The following is a 17,702-nucleotide window of genomic DNA, read 5'->3' as shown; positions in this document are numbered from 1 at the left end:
TCCATATGGATGCGTATCTGCTTGACTGGGCCAATCTGCTCCTGCGCTGGCTGCATGTGATCGTGGCCATTGCCTGGATCGGCTCCTCCTTTTATTTCGTCTTCCTCGACAGCAGCCTCACGCCCCCCGAAGATGCCAAGCTCCGCAGCGAAGGCGCCACCGGTGAGCTCTGGGCCGTGCACGGCGGCGGCTTCTATCACCCGGTCAAGTACGCGGTGTCCCCGCCCGCCATGCCGCCGCATCTGCACTGGTTTTACTGGGAGAGTTACAGCACCTGGCTCAGCGGCTTCGCGCTGTTCCTCATCTCCTACCTCTGGAGCCCCAGCGTCTACCTGATCGACTCGCGGGTGATGGACTGGGCGCCCTGGGCCGCGGTGACGACGGCGCTGTCCTTTCTGGTGGTGTTCTGGGTGCTCTACGACCTGGCCTGCCGTTTCCTGGGCAAGGGTGAGCACGGGGATGCCAAGGTGGGACTGGCCGTGGCCCTGCTGGTGATCCTGGCGTCCTGGCTGGCCTGCCATCTCTTTGCCGGCCGCGCGGCCTTCCTGCTGGTGGGCGCCATGCTGGCCACGACCATGAGCGCCAACGTGGCCATGTGCATCATCCCGGGCCAGCGCAAGGTGGTGGCCGCGCTCAAGGCCGGCCAGCCCGTGGATCCGATCCACGGCCAGCGCGGCAAGCAGCGCAGCGTGCACAACACCTACTTCACGCTGCCCGTGCTGTTTGCCATGCTGAGCAACCACTACAGCTTCACCTACGGGTCCGCTTACAACTGGGCCTTCCTGATCCTCATCATGTTTGCCGGCGCGGCCATCCGTCAGTTTTTTGTGCTGCGCCATGGCTACAAGCTGGGGCGCAATGCGCATCCCTGGCCCTATGCGGCGGCGGGTGGGGTGGCTCTGCTGGGGCTCATCGTCTGGCTGCGGCCGGCGCCGGTCACTCCGGCTCCTGCTGCACCCAAGGCCAGTCTGGCCGATGTGCAGGCCGTGGTGGCGCAGCGCTGTGTCATGTGCCATGGCGAGGCCTTGCAGTCCAAGGGCGTGCGGCTGGACAGCGCGGTCGAACTGCAGAAGCACGCGCAGCAGGTCTATCAGCAGGTGGTGGTGAGTCGTATCATGCCCATGAACAATGCCACGGGCATGACCGAGGATGAACGGGCCTTGCTGGCGCAGTGGTTCCGTGCCGGCGCAAAAGCCGACTGAAATCACTGGCGGCCTGTCTCAGGTTTTCCAGAAACCCTGGTGCGGCATGCTCGCCTCTTCAATCAGGGCCGGTCCGATGCATTCGATGCGATGTGGCGAGGCCGCAAACACATCGCGACATGACAGTTCGGCATCACGCTGCTCGAACCGTTCTCCTCTGAAGACACGCAGCCGTACCGCGTCGATGCCGTAGACCACACGCCCGATGTTGGACCAGAAGATGGCCCCCGCGCACATCACGCAGGGCTCGGCGGACGAGTAGAGCGTGGCGCGGGCCAGAACTTCGCGGGCCACGCGCGGCGAGACCATACGCACGGCATTCGTCTCGGCATGGCCCGTGCAGTCGCCGGTCTCGCTCGTGTTGCACCAGGCCTCGGCCAGCACCTCACCCTGTTCCGACACGATGACCGCGCCGAAAGGGCGGTTGCCGCGCGCACGGCCCGTGGCTGACCAGGTGATGGCCTGGCGCAGATACATGCCGTCGCGCGTGTCCAGCGTCGCTTCTGTAGGCAGGCGCACGCTCAGGCCTTCCAGGCGCGTTCGGCAGCGGCGGGCAGCAGGCTGCGCTCGAACACGCTCTCGGCCGTCGGCCGGCTCTTGAGGCTGAAAACCTCGGCGACCTGTTCGATCTGCTCGTCCAGCAACACCTTACGCACATCGCCCAGGCCGTGGCTGGCCACATCGGGCGCGGCCACGTACTGCGACGTGAGACGCCAGCGATCGAGTTCCACCTTTTCGTCGAGGATGGGCTCGCGCTGTTTGATGGCGGCGATGGCAGCGGTCGGGTCGGCCAGGGTTTCCTTCAGGGCGCGGTTGCTCGCGCGCAGGAAACCAGTGACCAGGGCGGGCTGTTCGGTGATCAGTTTGCGGCTGGCCAGCACGGCGTTGCCATACAGGTTGACGCCGGCGTCGGTGTATTTGAGTACCGACAGCTCTTCCTGTTTCATGCGCGCGAACAGGGACACGGCCGAGTCGTGGAAGTAGGTGGCAGCATCGACGTCGCCGCGCACCATCACGTTGTCGCGGGCGCTGAAGTCGGTCGTCATCCACTGGAAATGATCCGCCCCCAGCTTGAGCTTGTTGGCCACCATGGGCCAGGCGCGGCGGGTGGATTCCACGGCGGCAGCAGCGACGCGTTTGCCCTGCAGACTCTTGAAGTCACTGGTGATGCCGCGGTCCTTGCGGCCGATGATCACGAATGGTGCGCGGTTGTAATACTGGTACACCGCCTGCACCACGGGGGTGCCCGGGTTCTGGGACTGGAACTCGACCAGCGAGCTGATGTCACCCAGGCCCAGCTGGTAGACACCGCTGGCAATGCGGGTGATCGAGGCCACGGAGCCAGCCCCCACGTCGATGGAAACGTCCAGGCCCTCGTCGCGGTAATAGCCTTTGGCCAGCGCGAGGAAGAAGGGGGCGGTCTGACCGGTGACACGGAAGTCCAGGGTGAACTTCAACGGCGTGAGTTTGGGGGTGGATTGCGCCCAGACGGCTGGCGCGGCGAGGGCCGTGGTGGCGAGAGCGGCAGATGTGCCGAGAAAATGACGACGCTGCATGGCAGTGCTCCTGGAAAGTGTTGCAACCCCCGGTCAGATCGACCGGGCTTCCAGAGCAATTTCCGGGCGCCGGCTGCTGCCTGCGCTGAACGCTTCTACTCTTGAAGGGTGTGAAGCAAAGCGCGTGCCAAGTTGTATACGGTCAAGTTCACTGTTTTGGCCCGGTCTTTGCTAGTATTCCGGCAGGAGTAGAAGCGTTCACCCAGCCTGCGCAAGGCTGTGGCCGGAAATTGCTCTTGAAGCTCAACTTTCAGGAGAACCTTATGACCGCCAAGCTTTACGACCTCACCGAGCTGCAAAAAGAATCGCGCATGGGCGCGATGGGGGCACTCGACACCACACGCGAGATTCGTCGCATCGACCTATCCAATTTCGAGGCCCGCAAGACCGAGATCGCGGACCAGCTCTGGGACGCCGCAGTGGATGTCGGCTTCTTCCAGCTCGTCAACCACGGCATTTCCCCCGAGGAGATCCGCGCGGCCTTTGCCATGTCCGAGCGCTTCTTCGCCCTGCCGGAGGCCGTGAAGGCGCAGTACCCGCTGAAAAAGGCGCTCAACGCCGGCTGGGAAAGCCGCGCCCAGGTGCGTCCCTCGACCGGCACGCCCGATCAGAAGGAGAGCTACCAGCTCACCCGCCCCCATATGGACGGGCTCTTGCCGAGCGAGGCCGAGTTGCCTGGCTTCCAGACCACGATGCTTGATTTCGAGCGCAAGAGCTGGGCGGTGGGCATGCAGGTGCTGTCCTGCTTCGCCTACAAGCTTGGCTTCGACCATGATTTCTTCACGGGCGCACATGACCCCGCGCAGCCCGACTACCAGAGCACGCTGCGCCTCTTGCACTACTACGCGATTCCGCCCGAGGCGCAGGACAAGCTGGAGCTCTGGCGTGCCGGCGCGCACACCGATTTCGACTGCCTGACGTTGCTCTACCAGCAGCAGGGTCAAGGCGGGCTGGAGGTCTGTCCCGGCAAGGAAATGGAAGCCCAGGCCTGGACGCCCATTCCGCCCGATGCCGAGGCCATCACCTGCAATATCGGCGACATGCTGATGCGCTGGAGCGATGACCAGCTGCCCAGCAACTTTCACCGCGTGCGCAACCCGCAGCCTGGCGAGTACATGGGTCCGCGCTACAGCCTGGCCTACTTCGCGCAGGCCAATCGCCATGCTGTGATTGAGGGGCCGGCGAAGAAGTATCCCGCCATTGCGGCAGGCGACTATCTCAAGCAGCGGGTCGCGGCCAACTTCAAGGCCTACTGACCGGTAGCGCGTTCAGCGCGTGTGCCAGAAATCGCGGTGCAGGGCCGCGATTTCGTCTTCCAGTTCAGCCACGGGGCCAATGACCTCGAAGCGTTTCTGCCCAGCCTCAAAAACACTGCGGCAGGGCAGGTTCATGGTGGGGTTCTCTTCATGGCTGCCTGTGAGTTCAAGCAGGCGGCGCTCGCTCATGCCAAATACCAGGCGTCCGATATTTACCCAGTACTGGGTGCCAGCGCACATGGCGCAGGGCTCCACCGTGGTGACCAGGGTGCAGCGCCAAAGGTAATCCGGTGCGTAGTTCTGCGCGGCGCTGCGTGCCAGCACGGCCTCCGCGTGGTTGACCGTGTCCACATTGCATTGCTCGGCCAGCAGGGTCTCGCCATCCGGGGCGATCAGGAGAGCGCCGAAGGGGTGGCGCCCGAGATCATCACGCGCACGGCGCGCCACCTCGTTGGCGCGCCGCAGGTGGCGTATGACTTGCTGGGGAGACACCGGTGGGCTCGCTCAACCCTGCGAGCCGCGGTGGGCCCAGCCCGTCGTGTGCTTCTCGATGAAGCTGAAGAGTTCGTACATGGCCATGGCCATGGCGCCCACCACCAGCAGGCCGCTGAAGGCCAGGCCCATCTGCATGGCCGAGCCGGCCGAGATCAGCAGGTAGCCGATGCCCTCGTTGGCGGCGGTCATCTCGGACACCGTGGTGCCCACGAAGGCCAGGGTGATGGCCACCTTGAGCGAGCCGAAGAAGTAGGGCATGGAGCGCGGCAGCCCCACTTTCATGAGCACGTCCCAGCGCTTGGCGCCCAGCACGCGCAGCACGTCCTCCAGCTCGGGCTCCAGCGTGGCCAGGCCGGTGGCGATGTTGACCGTGATGGGGAAGAAGCTGATCAGGAAGGCCGTGAGGATGGCCGGGCCGATGCCGATGCCGAACCACACCACGAGGATGGGCACGAAGGCTGCCTTGGGCAGGGCGTTGAAGGCCGTCATCAGCGGATAGACGGCTGCGTAGGCCAGGCGCGAACTGCCGATCAGGAAGCCCAGCAGCACACCCACCACGATGGCGATGCCGAAACCCGCCATGGTGACCCAGAAGGTACGCCAGGCATGGCCGGCGATGACGGCCTTGTACTCCAGCGTCTGCTCCCAGATGCGCAGGGGGCTGGGGAAGATGAATTCCGAGACGTTGAAGGCCGAGGTGATGATCTGCCAGAGGATGACGATGGCCATCAGCAGCAGCAGGGGGGACCAGCGTTCGACTTGTTTGCGGTGTTTCAAATTCACGATGATTTCTCCGAGGCGCCTGTCTTCATTGCGGGAACACCGCAGAACCGGCTTCGCCGGGCTGCTGGTGTTGTCCCCCAGGGGGGGATGACGGCCGACTGGCCGGCACAGGGGGGCTTCTCATCGCGCCGATGTGGCCGCGCAGTTCGTGCACGATGCCGGTGAATTCGGGGGTGTAGGTGATTTCCAGGTCGCGCGGGCGCGGCAGGTCGATCTCGCGCTGCACCACGAAGCGGCCCGGGCCCTTGCTCATGACGTAGACCGTGTCGGCCAGGAAGACCGATTCGCGCAGGTCGTGCGTGACCAGGATCACGTTGAATTTCTGCGCCTGCCACAGGTCGCGCAGGGTGCACCAGAGTTCCTCGCGCGTGAAGGCGTCGAGCGCCCCGAAGGGCTCGTCCAGCAGCAGCATCTTGGGCTCGTGGATCAGGGCGCGGCAGATGCTGGCGCGTTGCTGCATGCCGCCCGAGAGTTCCCAGGGGAATTTCTTGGCGTAGCCGCCCAGGCCCACGGTCTCGAGCAGCTTGAGCGCGCGCTCCTCGAACGCCTTGCGCCTGTCCTTGAACTGCGAGCGGTAGGGCTCGACGATTTCCAGCGGCAGCAGCACGTTGTCCAGCGTGGTGCGCCAGGGCAGCAGCGAAGGCGCCTGGAAGGCCATGCCCGAGACCTTGAGCGGACCGGTCACGGGCTGGCCGTCGACGCGGATGCGGCCCATGCTGGGCATCTTCAGGCCGGTGGTCAGTTTCATGAAGGTGGACTTGCCGCAACCCGAAGGCCCGACGATGGCGATGAACTCGCCCTGGCGCACGTTCAGGTTGATGGCCTCGACCGCGAAGTTGTTCTGGGCCAGCAACTCGTCGTTGTAGGCCAGCCAGACATCGTCGAACTGGACGAAGGGAGGGGAAGCGGATTCGGTCGTCATGGTGACTGCAAAAAAATGGCCAGACGATGCTGGCCAGGGGTTTCAGACAAGCATGCGGCTCACTTCTTGGCCGGCGGCAGGATGTTCAGTTCGGCTGCGGTGGGCAGCATCGAGCCATTCCAGATCGCGCCGGGATCGACGCGGGTCTTGGTGCCGAAGGCGTCGGACACCTGGGAGGCCATCAGGGCCAGGCGGCCCGGGTTGACCTGGCCGAAACCTTCCTTGCGGGCGTCCGGGCTGGCGACCACCGAGTCGATGGCCATCTGCAGGCGGCGGGTTTCCAGCGCCACATTGATGATGCCGTCGCGCGCCTTGACGGTCTCGATGCCGGCCGCCGGATTGGCCATCACTTCCTTGGCACCCTTGGTGAAGGCCTTGAGGAAGGCCTTGATCAGCTCGGGGTTCTCCTTGACCAGCTTGGGGCTGGCGATGATGGCGTTGCCATAGAGCTTCACACCGAACTCGGCGTAGGGCATGACGACCACGTCCTCGGCCTTGACGCCGCGCGCTTCCAGGTTGAGCAGGGAGGTGAAGGAGAAACCCGTGATCGCATCGACATCGCCGCGCACCAGCATGGTTTCGCGCAGCGGCGGGTCCATGGCGGTCCAGGCCACGTTCTTCACGCTATTGGCCTTCTCGAAGATCGGGAAGGCTTTGCGGCCGGCGTCGAAGACCGGCGCACCGAGCTTCTTGCCGCTGAGGTCGGCCGGGGTCTTGATGCCGGATTTCTTGAGCGCCATCACGGCAGCCGGCGTGTTGTTGTAGACCATCATGACGGCCACCGGTTTGTTGGGGGCGTCCGGGTTGTTGGCGTGGAATTCCATCAGGGCGGCCATGTCCGCGAAGCCGATGTCGTAGGTGCCCGAGGCCACGCGCGTGACGGTGCCGCCCGAGCCGTTGCCGCTGTCCACCGTCACGTCCAGCCCGGCGTCCTTGAAATGGCCCTTGGCAGCGGGCAGGGTGAAGAAGGCGGCCGGGCCTTCGAAACGCCAGTCGAGCTGGAACTTGATGGGTTTGGTCTGTGCCTGTGCGGTGGCGAAGCTGGCCGTCAAGGCGAGGGCGACGACGGTTTGGAGGAGGTGGCGCTTGGACATGGGGAGCTCCTTGGGGTTAGCTTGTCTGCAGGCAATGGGAAAAAGCGAGGGCCGTCATCACGGTACCTGGGTCTTGAGCAAAAAGGGTGCCAGTTCCAGTCTCGGGGTCTTGAGATTGAAAACATAGCTGTATACAGATTGTCTGGTCGATTTGTGCCCCAGATATTCAGACAAACCCTAAACGGTGCGCACCGGGGTGGTGCGCTGCACGTTGCTTGTGCGCCTGGTGGGCGCCCGACTGTCAGCGCGAGCGCGAAGGCCGGTCCAGCCAGCGTTGCAGGGCGCGTTGCAGGCGGGGACGCAGGGGCAGGAAGAGACGGTAGGCACCTTCGGCCAGCCAGGACAACGGCGGCACGGCGCACAGGCGGCCCAGCCAGCGCCAGCCCGGCAGTTCGCGCCAGAGCCGCGCGAAACCCGCTGCGCCGTGGTGCAGCCGGCCTTGCGCATCGCGCACGTGAAAACGCCGCAGGGCGGCCTGGCAATCGAGTCCGGGCCCGAGTTCGGTCGACTGGCTCACGTCGACCCAGTCCAGCCCGGCCGCAGCGGGTGAGCGCCGGTAGAAGGCGATCTCGCGTGAGCACAAGGGACAGCTGCCGTCGTAGTAGACGGTCAGGGCGGCGGATGTCATCGTGTCAGGCATGGCTACATCATGCCGCGCCTGGCGCGCGCAGGTGGGGCCCCCGGGGATGGCCCCTGAGGCCACGGGTCTGTTGTGCGGCGCCGGGTCTCAGGGCAGGAGGGTGGCGACCTGACGGGACATCCGGGCCTTCATGCGGGGGCCGTGAAGGTGAAAACGCCTTCGCGCATGAGTCGCGAGAATTCAGCCTCAATCATTTCCTGGACGACCGGAATGGCCAGCTTGCCCTCGGGCTCCAGCCGGGTCGCCAGCACCAGCAGGCGGTTGAGCTGGATGCCCGTGATCTGGGACATGACGACCTCGGACGCGGTGCCGGCCTCCTTGTAGACGGAGACCGGCATGATCGTGGCCCACGGCCCCCTCTGGACCAGCGCGCGGATGGTGTCCACCGAGTCCAGCACCGCCTGCACGTTCAGCGTCTTGCCCAGCGGCAGCAGTTGCCGCTCGACCAGGTCGCGGTGCAGGCTGGTCATGAGCAGGGGGATGCGGGCCAGCTGGGCCACCGATACCAGCGGGCCCATGCCCATGGAGGCGTGGGTGACGAGCGCGAACGGTTCGCCGATCAGGGGCTGCAGCGAGACGGAGCGTCCCACCCCCGGGTTGGTGACCACCGCCATGTCGATGATGCCGCGCTCCAGCCAGTCCAGCAGCTCCGGCGTGAAGGCCTCGCGCGAGCGCAATTCCACCTCCGGCAGGGTGCGCAGGCAGTGCTCGAACAGGCCCGGCAGCAGCACCCGCGCCAGCGTGGGGGAGACGCCCAGGACCACCGTGGTCTTGGTGTCACCGGTCTTGCCGGCCAGGCGCTGGCGCACGCGCTGTGCCTCACCGAGGATGCGCTGTGCCGACTCGTAGAAAGTGACACCCGCCTGGGTCAGCCGCACGCCGCGCGGCATGCGGTGAAACAGCGCCACGCCCAGGTCGGCCTCCAGTTCCCGCAGCTGTCGCGTCAGGGCAGGCTGGGCAATCGAGATGGCGGCGGCGGCGGCGGTCAGGCTGCCGGCATCCGCAATGGCCACGAAGTAGCGCAGGGTCTTCAGGTTCATACGGAAAAAATGAGGCGATCAATACCAAGATGATATGGGCTTGCGAGAAATCAGTATTGGACGGGTCGCCCCGGCCTTCCTACACTGCGGGACTTCAGCACACCTGAGAGCTGCCCCGGGTCGACCTATCACAGGCCTCCGGGCGCAGCCCTCGCAGCGATAACCGATTGAGATTCCATGGCCAGAACCGGCGCAGACCCGGGCCCACCGGGCAGCCGCTCCATGCCATCCAAGATCCAAAGAAAGAACGCCACTTGAACGCGCCCAGCACCAACTTCACGCCGGTCCTGCCCGACACCCTGCGCAACTTCATCCAGGCGGCATTTGTCAGCCAGGGCTTCCCGCAGGCGGACGCCCTGACCATTGCCTCCCTCATGGCCGAAGCCGACCTGCAGGGCTCGGACGGCCACGGCGTCATCCGCCTGCCCCAGTACATGAAGCGCATCCGTGCCGGCGGCATCAACAAGCACCCCGACATCAAGGTGGTGAGCGAACGCCCGGGCATGGCCGTGCTCGATGGTGACAACGGCATGGGGCATCTGGTGATGTCGCGTGCGGTCGATCTGGCCATCGAGAAGGCCCGCACTTGCGGCGTGGCCTGGGTCAGTGCGCGCCACAGCAACCACGCCGGCCCGGCTTCCCTGTATGCACGCAAGCCCCTGCAGCACGACATGCTGGGCCTGTACTTTGCCGTGGGCAACGCCAACCACCTGCCGCCATGGGGTGGCACCGACATGCTGCTGTCGACCAACCCCATCGCGGCCGGCATCCCCGCCGGCGCAGAGCCGCCCGTGGTGCTGGACATGGCCACGACGGTGGCGGCCTATGGCAAGGTCAAGGCCAAGGCCAAGCGCGGCGAGATGATGCCCGAGGGCTGGATGATCGACCGCCAGGGCAAGCCCCTGACCGATCCGAACCGTGCCAGCGAAGGCTTCCTGCTGCCCATCGGTGACTACAAGGGCTACGGCCTGGCGCTGGTGGTCGGGCTGCTGGCCGGCACCCTGGGCGGAGCGGCCATGGGCAAGGACGTGATCGACTTCAACGCCGACCACGTCAGCGTCACCAACACCGGCCAGGCCATCCTGGTGATCGACCTCAGCGCCTTCGGCGACGTTGCGGTCTTCAAGGGCGCGGTCGATACGCTGGTCCGGGACATCCGCAACAGCGAGCGCCTGCCGGGGGTGGAGCGCATCTGGCTGCCGGGCGAGCAGAGCCATGAGCGCCGGCAAACTTACCAGGCCGGCATCCCGATCGCCAACACCCTGGTCCAGGAACTGGCCGTGCTGGCCAAGGACCTGGGCATTGCGCCGCTGGTCCAGGGGAGCGCTGCATGATGATGAACTCCTTCAACCCGGCCACCGACACGCTGCTGGGGAAATTTTCCATCCATGATGAGCGGGCCATCGAATACCGGCTGCGCGTCGCCGCGCAATCCCAGAAGGCCTGGGCCCGCCTGGACGTCCGTCAGCGTCTGCCTTATCTCCTGCAGGTCGCGACCGTGCTGCGCCGCAAGAAGCAGGAACTGGCCCTGCTCATCACGCAGGAGATGGGCAAGCCCCTGGGCGAATCGCTGGGCGAGATCGAGAAGTGCGCCTGGAATTTCGAGTACTACGCCCAGCAGGGCGAGACCTTTCTGGCGGACCAGGTGGTCGCAAGCTCGGCGGCCGACAGCCGCATCGTGTTCGATCCGCTGGGGCTGGTGCTGGCGGTGATGCCCTGGAACTATCCCTTCTGGCAGGTCATGCGTGCCGCAGCCCCGGTGCTGGTGGGCGGCAACGGCATGGTGCTCAAGCACGCCAGCAATGTGCCGCAATGCGCGCTGGCGCTCGAGCAGGTGTTCAAGGACGCAGGCCTGCCCGACGGCCTGTTCACCACGCTGCTGGTCGAGTCCTCCGCCGTGCGCGGGCTGATCGAGGATGAGCGCATTGCCGCGGTCACCTTCACCGGTTCCACCCCGGTGGGGCGCAGCATCGCCTCGCAGGCCGGGCAGGCGCTCAAGAAGCAGGTGCTCGAACTCGGCGGCTCGGACCCCTTCATCGTGCTGGCCGATGCCGACATCGAGGCGGCCGCCGCGGTCGCCGTCAAGGCGCGTTTCTCCAACACGGGGCAAAGCTGCATCTCGGCCAAGCGTTTCATCGTCGAGCAGGCCGTGGCGGATCGCTTCGCGGAGGCTTTCGTGGCCGGTGCGCGCAAGCTCGTGGTCGGCGATCCCCTGCTGCCCGGCACCACCATCGGTGCCATGGCGCGCGGCAAACTGCGCGAGGAACTGCATGTCCAGGTCATGGCCTCCATCCAGGAGGGCGCCAAAGTGCTGATCGGCGGCGAGCCGCTGCCGGGGCCCGGCGCCTACTACCAGCCGACGATCCTGGACCACGTCACGCCCGCCATGACCGCCGCGCGCGAGGAGACCTTCGGCCCGGCCGCCGCCATCCTGCGCGTGGCCTCGGCGGAGGCCGCCGTCGCCGTGGCCAACGACTCGCCCTTCGGTCTCGGGGCTTCGCTCTGGACCGGCGACCTCGACCGTGCACGCCAGCTGACGCGGCGCATCGAGGCCGGCGCCGTCTTCGTGAACGGCCTGGTGGCTTCCGATCCCCGCCTGCCTTTTGGCGGCACCAAACAATCCGGCTACGGTCGCGAACTCGGGCATTTGGGCCTGCATGAATTCATGAACATCAAGACGGTCTGGACCGGACCTGCTACAAACTGAAATTGACAGCCACGCTCAATGGAGAACACCATGACCACTGCCACACCCGCACGCACCCCCACCGTGCTCAAGCCCGACCAGATCAAGAGCCACGACCGCGGCGGCGGCGCCCGCACCACGCCCCTGGTGACGCCGGCGCTCGGCGCGCAGAGTTTCATCAACGGCATCACCGAGTTCGCACCCGGCACGGCCATCCCCTTCCACAGCCACAACTGTGAAGAGAGCGTGATGCTGCTCTCGGGCAACGCCGTCATGGATGTTGCAGGGCAGGACTCGCATGTGCTCAAACCCCTGGACACGACCTGGATCCCGCCCAATGTTTCGCACCGCTTCCGCAACATGTCGAGCACCGAGCCCATGAAGATCCTCTGGATCTATGCCTCCCCGAATGCGACGCGTACCCTGACCGAAACCGGCGAAACCCGGATGGTGTCGGTAGAACACAGCAAGTGATTTTTTCGAACGCCTGGGGTATGCGTCTTTTGCGCTGCCACCAGGCTGGATGCATGGACCACAAGGAGACAAGATGATGTTGCGTAGAAACAGCCTGCGTCTGCTGAGCGGCGCCGTCCTGCTGGCAACCATGGGCCTGGCCCTGGCCCAGGCGGACAACTACCCCAGCAAGCCGATCCGCCTGATCGTGCCCGCGTCGCCCGGCGGCGCTGCGGATTTCTTTGCCCGCATCGTCGGCCCCAAACTCGGCGAGGCGCTGGGTCAGAGCATCGTGGTCGAGAACCGTTCGGGCGCTTCGGGCACCATTGCGGCCGATATGACGGCCAAGTCGGCGGGGGACGGCTACACGGTGCTGATCGGTCAGTCGACCAGCATGGCCGTGGCTCCGCACATGTACAACAAACTGGCCTACGACACCTTGCGGGATCTCAAGCCGGTGACGATGGTGGCCGAGGTCCCCAACATCCTGGTGGTCCACCAGAGCGTGCCCGCCAAGAATGTGCAGGAGCTGATCGCCCTGGCCAAGGCCAAGCCCGGCGCCCTCAACTACGGGTCTTCCGGCAAGGGTGCTCCCACCCACCTGGCGGGCGAGCTGTTCGAGATCGCCACGGGGACTGAGATCACCCACATCCCCTACCGGGGCGCCGGCCCCTCCGTCAATGCCCTGCTGGCTGGCGAGATCCAGCTGATGTTCGCCCCCATGGTCGCCGTGTTGCCGCACGTGCAATCCGGTCGCGTGCGGGCCCTGGCCCTCACGTCGGCCAGCCGTTCTTCTGCGGTGCCGGACGTGCCCACCCTGGCCGAATCGGGCCTCAAGGATTTCGACGTCTCCTCGTGGTTCGGCTTCTTCGTGCCGTCCAGCACACCGCCCGCCATCGTGGACCGGCTGCAGCGCGAAACCGCCAAAGTCCTCAAGGACCCCGGCGTGCTCGAACGCCTGGCCAAGGAAGGCGCCACGCCCGGGGGGAATACCTCCGCTGTTTTCACGCGCTACGTGCAGGCGGAATACGCCAAGTACGGCAAGCTGGTGAAGGAAAAGAACATCCAGGCGGACTGACGTCGCTGCGCCTGGATACCCCCGACCTATTTTGAGTGCAACATGAACAAACCTGATTTGACGACCCTGCGTCCCCGCGCCGACCAGCCCATGGCGCACAACATGAAGCTGATCTCGCACAACGAGCTGCAGGGCTTCGGCGGCATGGGCGAGGGCATCGCCATGCAGCTGGCCGACGACGGCCGGCGCATCCTGTGGATGGCGCACGAGTCGGCGCCCAAGAACTTCACGGGCGTCGACGTCACCGACCCCAAGAACCCGCGCGTGATCGTGCAGACCGAGCTGCCGCACATGAAGGTGCGCTCCAACTCGCTGGACGTGGTGGGCAACATCATGGTGGTGGCCAGCCAGGTCAAGGAGCTCGGCGCCAAGCCGGCCGGCCTCAACATCTACGACATCAGCAAACCCGAAGCGCCGCGCCTGCTCTCGCACTTCGACTGCTCGGGCCCGTACTCGCGCGGTGTGCACGCGGTCTGGTTCGTGGACGGCAAGACCGTGCACATCTCCTCGGGCGCAGCGGACTTCCAGCCGCGCAACCCCAAGGATGACCAGATCTATCGCATCATCGACATCTCCGATCCGACCCAGCCGTTCGAGAAGGGCCGCTGGTGGTACCCCGGCACGCGCGAGGGCGATGTGGCGCCCCCGCCGCCGCGCCTGCCGGCCCAGTTCGACACGGGTTTCCGCGCGCACAACACCAACGTCTTCCCCCAGCGGCCCGACCGCGCCTATGTGGGTTACATCGACGGCGGCGCCATCGTGCTCGACATCAGCAATCCGGCGGACATCAAGGTGGTGTCGCACTGGAACCATTCGCCGCCCTTCAACGGTTTCACCCACACGGTGCTGCCGCTGTTCGAGCGCAATCTGTGGATCGTCTCCGACGAGTGCGTGCAGGACGACGGCAAGGACTGGCCCAAGCTGGTCTGGGTGGTGGACTCGCGTACCGATGCGAATCCCCTGCCCATCGGCACCTTCCCGGCCCCGCCCTACGACACCTTCGCCAAGCGCGGCGGCCGTTTCGGTGCGCACAACCTGCACGAGAACCTGCCCGTGCCCTGTTCCTTCCGCTCGGAGACGCTGTTCATCGGCACCTTCTTCAACGCCGGCGTGCGCGTCTACGACACCAGCAACCCCTACCAGGTGCAGGAAGTGGCCTACTACGTGCCGCCCACCCCGGCCCTCTCGCCGCGCGGTGCGGTGCAGCTCAACGACGTCTACGTCGACGAGCGCAAGCTGGTCTACACGGTGGACCGTTTCAGTGGCGGGCTCTACATCCTTGAAATGAATGTCTGAGTGGTCCACGGCCTCCGGCGGGCGTGATGCGCTGGCCGGCAAGATCCCGGTCACGCTGGTCACCGGCTTCCTCGGCGCGGGCAAGACCACGCTGATCAGCAAGCTGGTCAGGCACCCGGAGATGGACCGGGTGGCGGTGGTCATCAACGAGATCGGCGAGATCGGGATCGACAACGACCTGGTCAAGATGTCGACCGAGAGCGTGAGCCTGCTGGCCAACGGCTGCCTGTGCTGCTCGGTGCGCACCGACCTGCAGGACACCCTGCGCGAGCTCTTCGGCGACCGCCGCGCCGGGGTGATCCCCGACTTCGACCGCGTCATCATCGAGACCACCGGCCTGGCCGATCCCGGCCCGGTGATCCAGACCCTCTCCAGCGACACCATGCTGGGCGCGCACTACCGCCTGGACGGTGTGGTGACCCTGGTCGACGCCGTCAACGCGCGTGACCAGCTGGCGCAGCAACCGGAGGCCCAGCAGCAGATCGCCCTGGCGGATCGCATCTTCATCACCAAGGGTGACCTGGTGCCGGCCGCGAGCGTGGACGAGCTCATGGCCGAGATCGCCGCGGTCAACACGCGCGCCGACATCCGCCGCTGCACCCAGGGCGAACTCCATCCCCGCGACCTCATCGGGCTGGGCCTGCAAAGCGAGCGCGCCGGCCCCGATACCCTGCGCTTCCTGGGTGAGATGGCCTCGCGCGTGGACCAGGCGACCGGGGAGGAGGGGGCCTATCTGGCGGGGCGCCTGCCCGGTCGGCACCACCCTTCCGTGCGCAACCTGTCCTTGCGCTTTGACGCACCCTTCACCTGGCCCGCGTTCTCGGCGGCCATGGAGCTGCTGATCTCCCTGCGCGGCCAGGACATGCTGCGCGTCAAGGGCATCGTGAACGTCGAGGGCCGCCCCGTGGTCGTGCAGGGCGTGGGCCATGTGTTCCATCCGCCGGTCCCGCTGGACCGCTGGCCCAGTGATGACCAGGGCAGCCGCATCGTCTTCATCACCCGCAACATCGACGCCGACAAGATCAGGGCCCTGTTCCAGGTGGTCGGCGGGCTGGGGTCTGCCGCTTAGGCGGGTCGGGGACCGTGGCGCTTGCTACACTGATCCCATGATGAGCTTGCGCCTGCCTGAGCGCCGTATCCGCCACCTGCTGGCGGGCATGGGCTTGTGGCTCGGCCTGTTCATGCTGCCGGCGCTGGCGCAAACCGGTCGTCCCGCTGCCGCTGCCCCCGCGCACGACCCCAGCACCTCCATGCTGCCCGATGCCCCCGGCGCCGTACCCTGGTCCGTGCTCAGTGCGGCCACCATCAAGATGAGCCAGGGCAGTCTGGGGCCGGCGTTTCCGGAGGCCTTGCGGCCCCTGCAGGGCAAGACCGTCAAGCTGCAGGGTTACCTCCTGCCCATCGAGGCCGGGCAGACCCACAGCTACTTCCTGCTCTCGGCCTGGTCACCCACCTGTCCGTTCTGCCTGTCGGCCGGGCCTGAAGCCATGGTCGAGGTGCGTGCGCGCAAGGCGGTGAAATATTCGATCGACCCGGTCGTGGTCGAAGGGCGCCTGCTGCTGCTGGACAACGATCCCGGCGGCGTGTTTTACCGGCTGGTCGAAGCGGTGCCCGCCAGCCTTCCATAAACTGCAACGGAGATCCCATGCTACGACGTCTTTTTACGGCCGCCACGCTCACGCTGGCGGTCAGCGCCGCCTGGTCCCAGGCGGCTTTGCCGCCGCTCGATGCGGCGACCGAGACCGCGTTCGCCAGGCTGACGGCGCATGCGGGTGTCAGGCAGGCGGTGGATTTTCTGCGGGCAGACGACGAGCGCACGCTCAAGGACCAGATCGAGCTGACCGAAATCCCCGCGCCGCCGTTCAAGGAAATGGTGCGCGCCCAGGAGTACCAGAAGCGGCTGAAGGCGCTGGGTCTGAGCGACGCCCGCATCGACGCCGAAGGCAATGTGATCGCCGTGCGCAAGGGCAGCGGCAAGGGCCCGGTGCTGGTGCTGTCGGCGCATCTGGACACGGTGTTTCCCGAAGGCACGGATGTGAAAGTCAAGGTCAAGGGCAACCGTTATGAAGCCCCGGGCATCTATGACGACGGGCGGGGCCTGGCCTCGCTGCTCAGCGTGCTGCGTGCGCTGAACCAGACCGGCCTGAAAACGGTGGGTGACATCGTTTTTGTCGGCACGGTGGGCGAAGAGGAACTCGGTGACCTGCGCGGGGTCAAGGCGCTGTTTCGCGACAACAAGGCCATCGACGGCTTCATCTCGCTCGATGGCCTGGACATCGGCCGCATCGTGAACCAGGCCACCGGCAGCCGCCGTTTCCGCATCATCTACACCGGCCCGGGCGGACACAGCTTCTCGGCGTTCGGCCTGCCTTCGGCCACCCACGCGCTGGGCCGCGCGATTGCCAAGATCAGCGAAGTGCGGACCGTCGAGCAGCCGAAAACCACCTTCACCGTGGGCACGCTCAAGGGCGGTACCTCGGTCAATGCGATTGCGGCCGAGGCTGAACTCGGGCTGGACATGCGCTCGAACAGCGCCGTCGAACTCAAGAAGCTGGAAGACCAGATCATGGCGCTGGCCCGGGAGGCCGCCGATGAGGAGAACAAGCGCTGGGACAAGAAAGACGTGATCAAGGTCGAATTCAAGCTGGTGGGCGACCGTCCGGCCGGTGCCGGGCAGCCGGGCTCCCCCATGGTCCAGGCCGCGCGCCGCGCCGTGGCCACGGTGGGCGGCGAGGTGAAGGCCATCACCGCTTCCAGCACCGACTCCAACCTGCCGATCAGCCTGGGCATTCCTGCCGTCACGCTGGGCAGCGGGGGGGTGGGCGGTGGTTCGCACGGGCCGGGGGAGTGGTTCTCGCCCATCAATGCCTGGCTCGGCCCGCAGAGCACCCTGCTCACGGTCTTGTCGCTGGTGGGGGTGGAGGGCGTGACGGAGCCCCTGCTGCCGCTGCGGGCGCGCTGAGGCGCTGCAATGTACAAAGCCCCGGGCGGCTTGCGCTGCCTGGGGCTTTTTTCATGGGGCGGATGCCGCAGCAAGGTGTCGCCGGAACCATATCCCTGCCGCAAAGAGACGCATAAATGTGCCGTTCGACTTGGAGATGGCTTGAAATAGCCTACTCAGCGGCGGGCAGGCTTGCAATGTGCTCTAAGTCCAGCGCGAACCAAGGTGACTTCAACACGGGAAGGTCAGGCTGAATATCC

General features: G+C 66.0%; 18 protein-coding genes. 10 read left to right on the top strand and 8 right to left on the bottom strand.

The genetic code is table 11. The annotated features are described in order from the left end of the window. Nucleotides 1-5: 5 nt before the first annotated feature. The gene (locus tag AC1RRP_RS18085) at nucleotides 6-1,202 is read left to right on the top strand and encodes a urate hydroxylase PuuD (protein WP_493038664.1); all 1,197 of its coding nucleotides are present in this window, start codon (nucleotides 6-8) and stop codon (nucleotides 1,200-1,202) included. Between the two features lie 18 nt (nucleotides 1,203-1,220). Here AC1RRP_RS18085 and AC1RRP_RS18080 read toward each other — a convergent pair whose 3' ends face one another. Both AC1RRP_RS18080 and AC1RRP_RS18075 read right to left on the bottom strand, forming a co-directional pair. Next, entirely contained in the window at nucleotides 1,221-1,679 is a 459-nt protein-coding gene (locus AC1RRP_RS18080) for a nucleoside deaminase (RefSeq protein ID WP_493038819.1), read from the bottom strand. A gap of 44 nt (nucleotides 1,680-1,723) precedes the next feature. Continuing rightward, nucleotides 1,724-2,758: an ABC transporter substrate-binding protein gene (locus tag AC1RRP_RS18075; RefSeq protein WP_493038662.1), complete on the bottom strand. Its 1,035-nt coding sequence runs from the start codon at nucleotides 2,756-2,758 to the stop codon at nucleotides 1,724-1,726. Nucleotides 2,759-3,021: 263 nt separating this feature from the next. On the opposite strand from AC1RRP_RS18075, the gene AC1RRP_RS18070 reads away from it, so the two are divergent. After that, a complete protein-coding gene (locus tag AC1RRP_RS18070) occupies nucleotides 3,022-4,014 on the top strand; it encodes an isopenicillin N synthase family dioxygenase (RefSeq protein ID WP_493038660.1) in 993 nt (330 codons plus the stop codon). A 12-nt stretch (nucleotides 4,015-4,026) separates the two neighbouring features. Here the strand turns inward: AC1RRP_RS18070 and AC1RRP_RS18065 are convergent, their stop codons facing one another. From AC1RRP_RS18065 to AC1RRP_RS18040, 6 genes are all read right to left on the bottom strand, one after another. Next, nucleotides 4,027-4,506, bottom strand: a complete 480-nt coding sequence (locus tag AC1RRP_RS18065) for a nucleoside deaminase (protein ID WP_493038658.1) — start codon at nucleotides 4,504-4,506, stop codon at nucleotides 4,027-4,029. 12 nt (nucleotides 4,507-4,518) lie between these two features. Next, nucleotides 4,519-5,238: an ABC transporter permease gene (locus tag AC1RRP_RS18060; protein WP_493038817.1), complete on the bottom strand. Its 720-nt coding sequence runs from the start codon at nucleotides 5,236-5,238 to the stop codon at nucleotides 4,519-4,521. A 79-nt stretch (nucleotides 5,239-5,317) separates the two neighbouring features. Next, entirely contained in the window at nucleotides 5,318-6,214 is an 897-nt protein-coding gene (locus AC1RRP_RS18055; RefSeq protein ID WP_493038656.1) for an ABC transporter ATP-binding protein, read from the bottom strand. Between the two features lie 59 nt (nucleotides 6,215-6,273). Continuing rightward, the gene (locus AC1RRP_RS18050) at nucleotides 6,274-7,308 is read right to left on the bottom strand and encodes an ABC transporter substrate-binding protein (RefSeq protein WP_493038654.1); all 1,035 of its coding nucleotides are present in this window, start codon (nucleotides 7,306-7,308) and stop codon (nucleotides 6,274-6,276) included. Between the two features lie 241 nt (nucleotides 7,309-7,549). Further along, nucleotides 7,550-7,948: a thiol-disulfide oxidoreductase DCC family protein gene (locus tag AC1RRP_RS18045; protein ID WP_493038652.1), complete on the bottom strand. Its 399-nt coding sequence runs from the start codon at nucleotides 7,946-7,948 to the stop codon at nucleotides 7,550-7,552. A gap of 128 nt (nucleotides 7,949-8,076) precedes the next feature. Beyond that, nucleotides 8,077-8,988 carry a LysR family transcriptional regulator gene (locus AC1RRP_RS18040; protein WP_493038650.1) on the bottom strand — a complete coding sequence of 304 codons (912 nt, stop codon included), beginning with the start codon at nucleotides 8,986-8,988 and terminating at the stop codon, nucleotides 8,077-8,079. A 254-nt stretch (nucleotides 8,989-9,242) separates the two neighbouring features. Here AC1RRP_RS18040 and AC1RRP_RS18035 point away from each other — a divergent pair, with 254 nt between their 5' ends. From AC1RRP_RS18035 to AC1RRP_RS18000, 8 genes are all read left to right on the top strand, one after another. Beyond that, entirely contained in the window at nucleotides 9,243-10,322 is a 1,080-nt protein-coding gene (locus AC1RRP_RS18035; RefSeq protein ID WP_493038648.1) for an Ldh family oxidoreductase, read from the top strand. After that, a complete protein-coding gene (locus AC1RRP_RS18030; RefSeq protein ID WP_493038646.1) occupies nucleotides 10,319-11,695 on the top strand; it encodes an NAD-dependent succinate-semialdehyde dehydrogenase in 1,377 nt (458 codons plus the stop codon). The genes AC1RRP_RS18035 and AC1RRP_RS18030 overlap by 4 nt, the downstream gene beginning before the upstream one ends. A 30-nt stretch (nucleotides 11,696-11,725) precedes the next feature. Continuing rightward, entirely contained in the window at nucleotides 11,726-12,148 is a 423-nt protein-coding gene (locus AC1RRP_RS18025; RefSeq protein WP_493038644.1) for a cupin domain-containing protein, read from the top strand. 73 nt (nucleotides 12,149-12,221) lie between these two features. After that, on the top strand, nucleotides 12,222-13,205 hold the full coding sequence (locus AC1RRP_RS18020) for a Bug family tripartite tricarboxylate transporter substrate binding protein (RefSeq protein WP_493038642.1): 984 nt from the start codon (nucleotides 12,222-12,224) through the stop codon (nucleotides 13,203-13,205). 42 nt (nucleotides 13,206-13,247) lie between these two features. Continuing rightward, nucleotides 13,248-14,501: an LVIVD repeat-containing protein gene (locus tag AC1RRP_RS18015; RefSeq protein WP_493038640.1), complete on the top strand. Its 1,254-nt coding sequence runs from the start codon at nucleotides 13,248-13,250 to the stop codon at nucleotides 14,499-14,501. Further along, a complete protein-coding gene (locus AC1RRP_RS18010; RefSeq protein WP_493038638.1) occupies nucleotides 14,494-15,570 on the top strand; it encodes a CobW family GTP-binding protein in 1,077 nt (358 codons plus the stop codon). Before AC1RRP_RS18015 ends, AC1RRP_RS18010 begins: the two co-directional genes overlap by 8 nt. Before the next feature lie 37 nt (nucleotides 15,571-15,607). Beyond that, nucleotides 15,608-16,129, top strand: a complete 522-nt coding sequence (locus AC1RRP_RS18005) for a DUF3299 domain-containing protein (RefSeq protein WP_493038636.1) — start codon at nucleotides 15,608-15,610, stop codon at nucleotides 16,127-16,129. Nucleotides 16,130-16,146: 17 nt separating this feature from the next. After that, on the top strand, nucleotides 16,147-17,463 hold the full coding sequence (locus tag AC1RRP_RS18000) for a M20/M25/M40 family metallo-hydrolase (protein WP_493038634.1): 1,317 nt from the start codon (nucleotides 16,147-16,149) through the stop codon (nucleotides 17,461-17,463). The last annotated feature ends 239 nt before the right edge of the window (nucleotides 17,464-17,702 follow it).

Source organism: Hylemonella sp. GW821-FHT12C09 (assembly GCF_058807395.1).
This window is presented reverse-complemented; position numbering and strand designations above follow the sequence as displayed.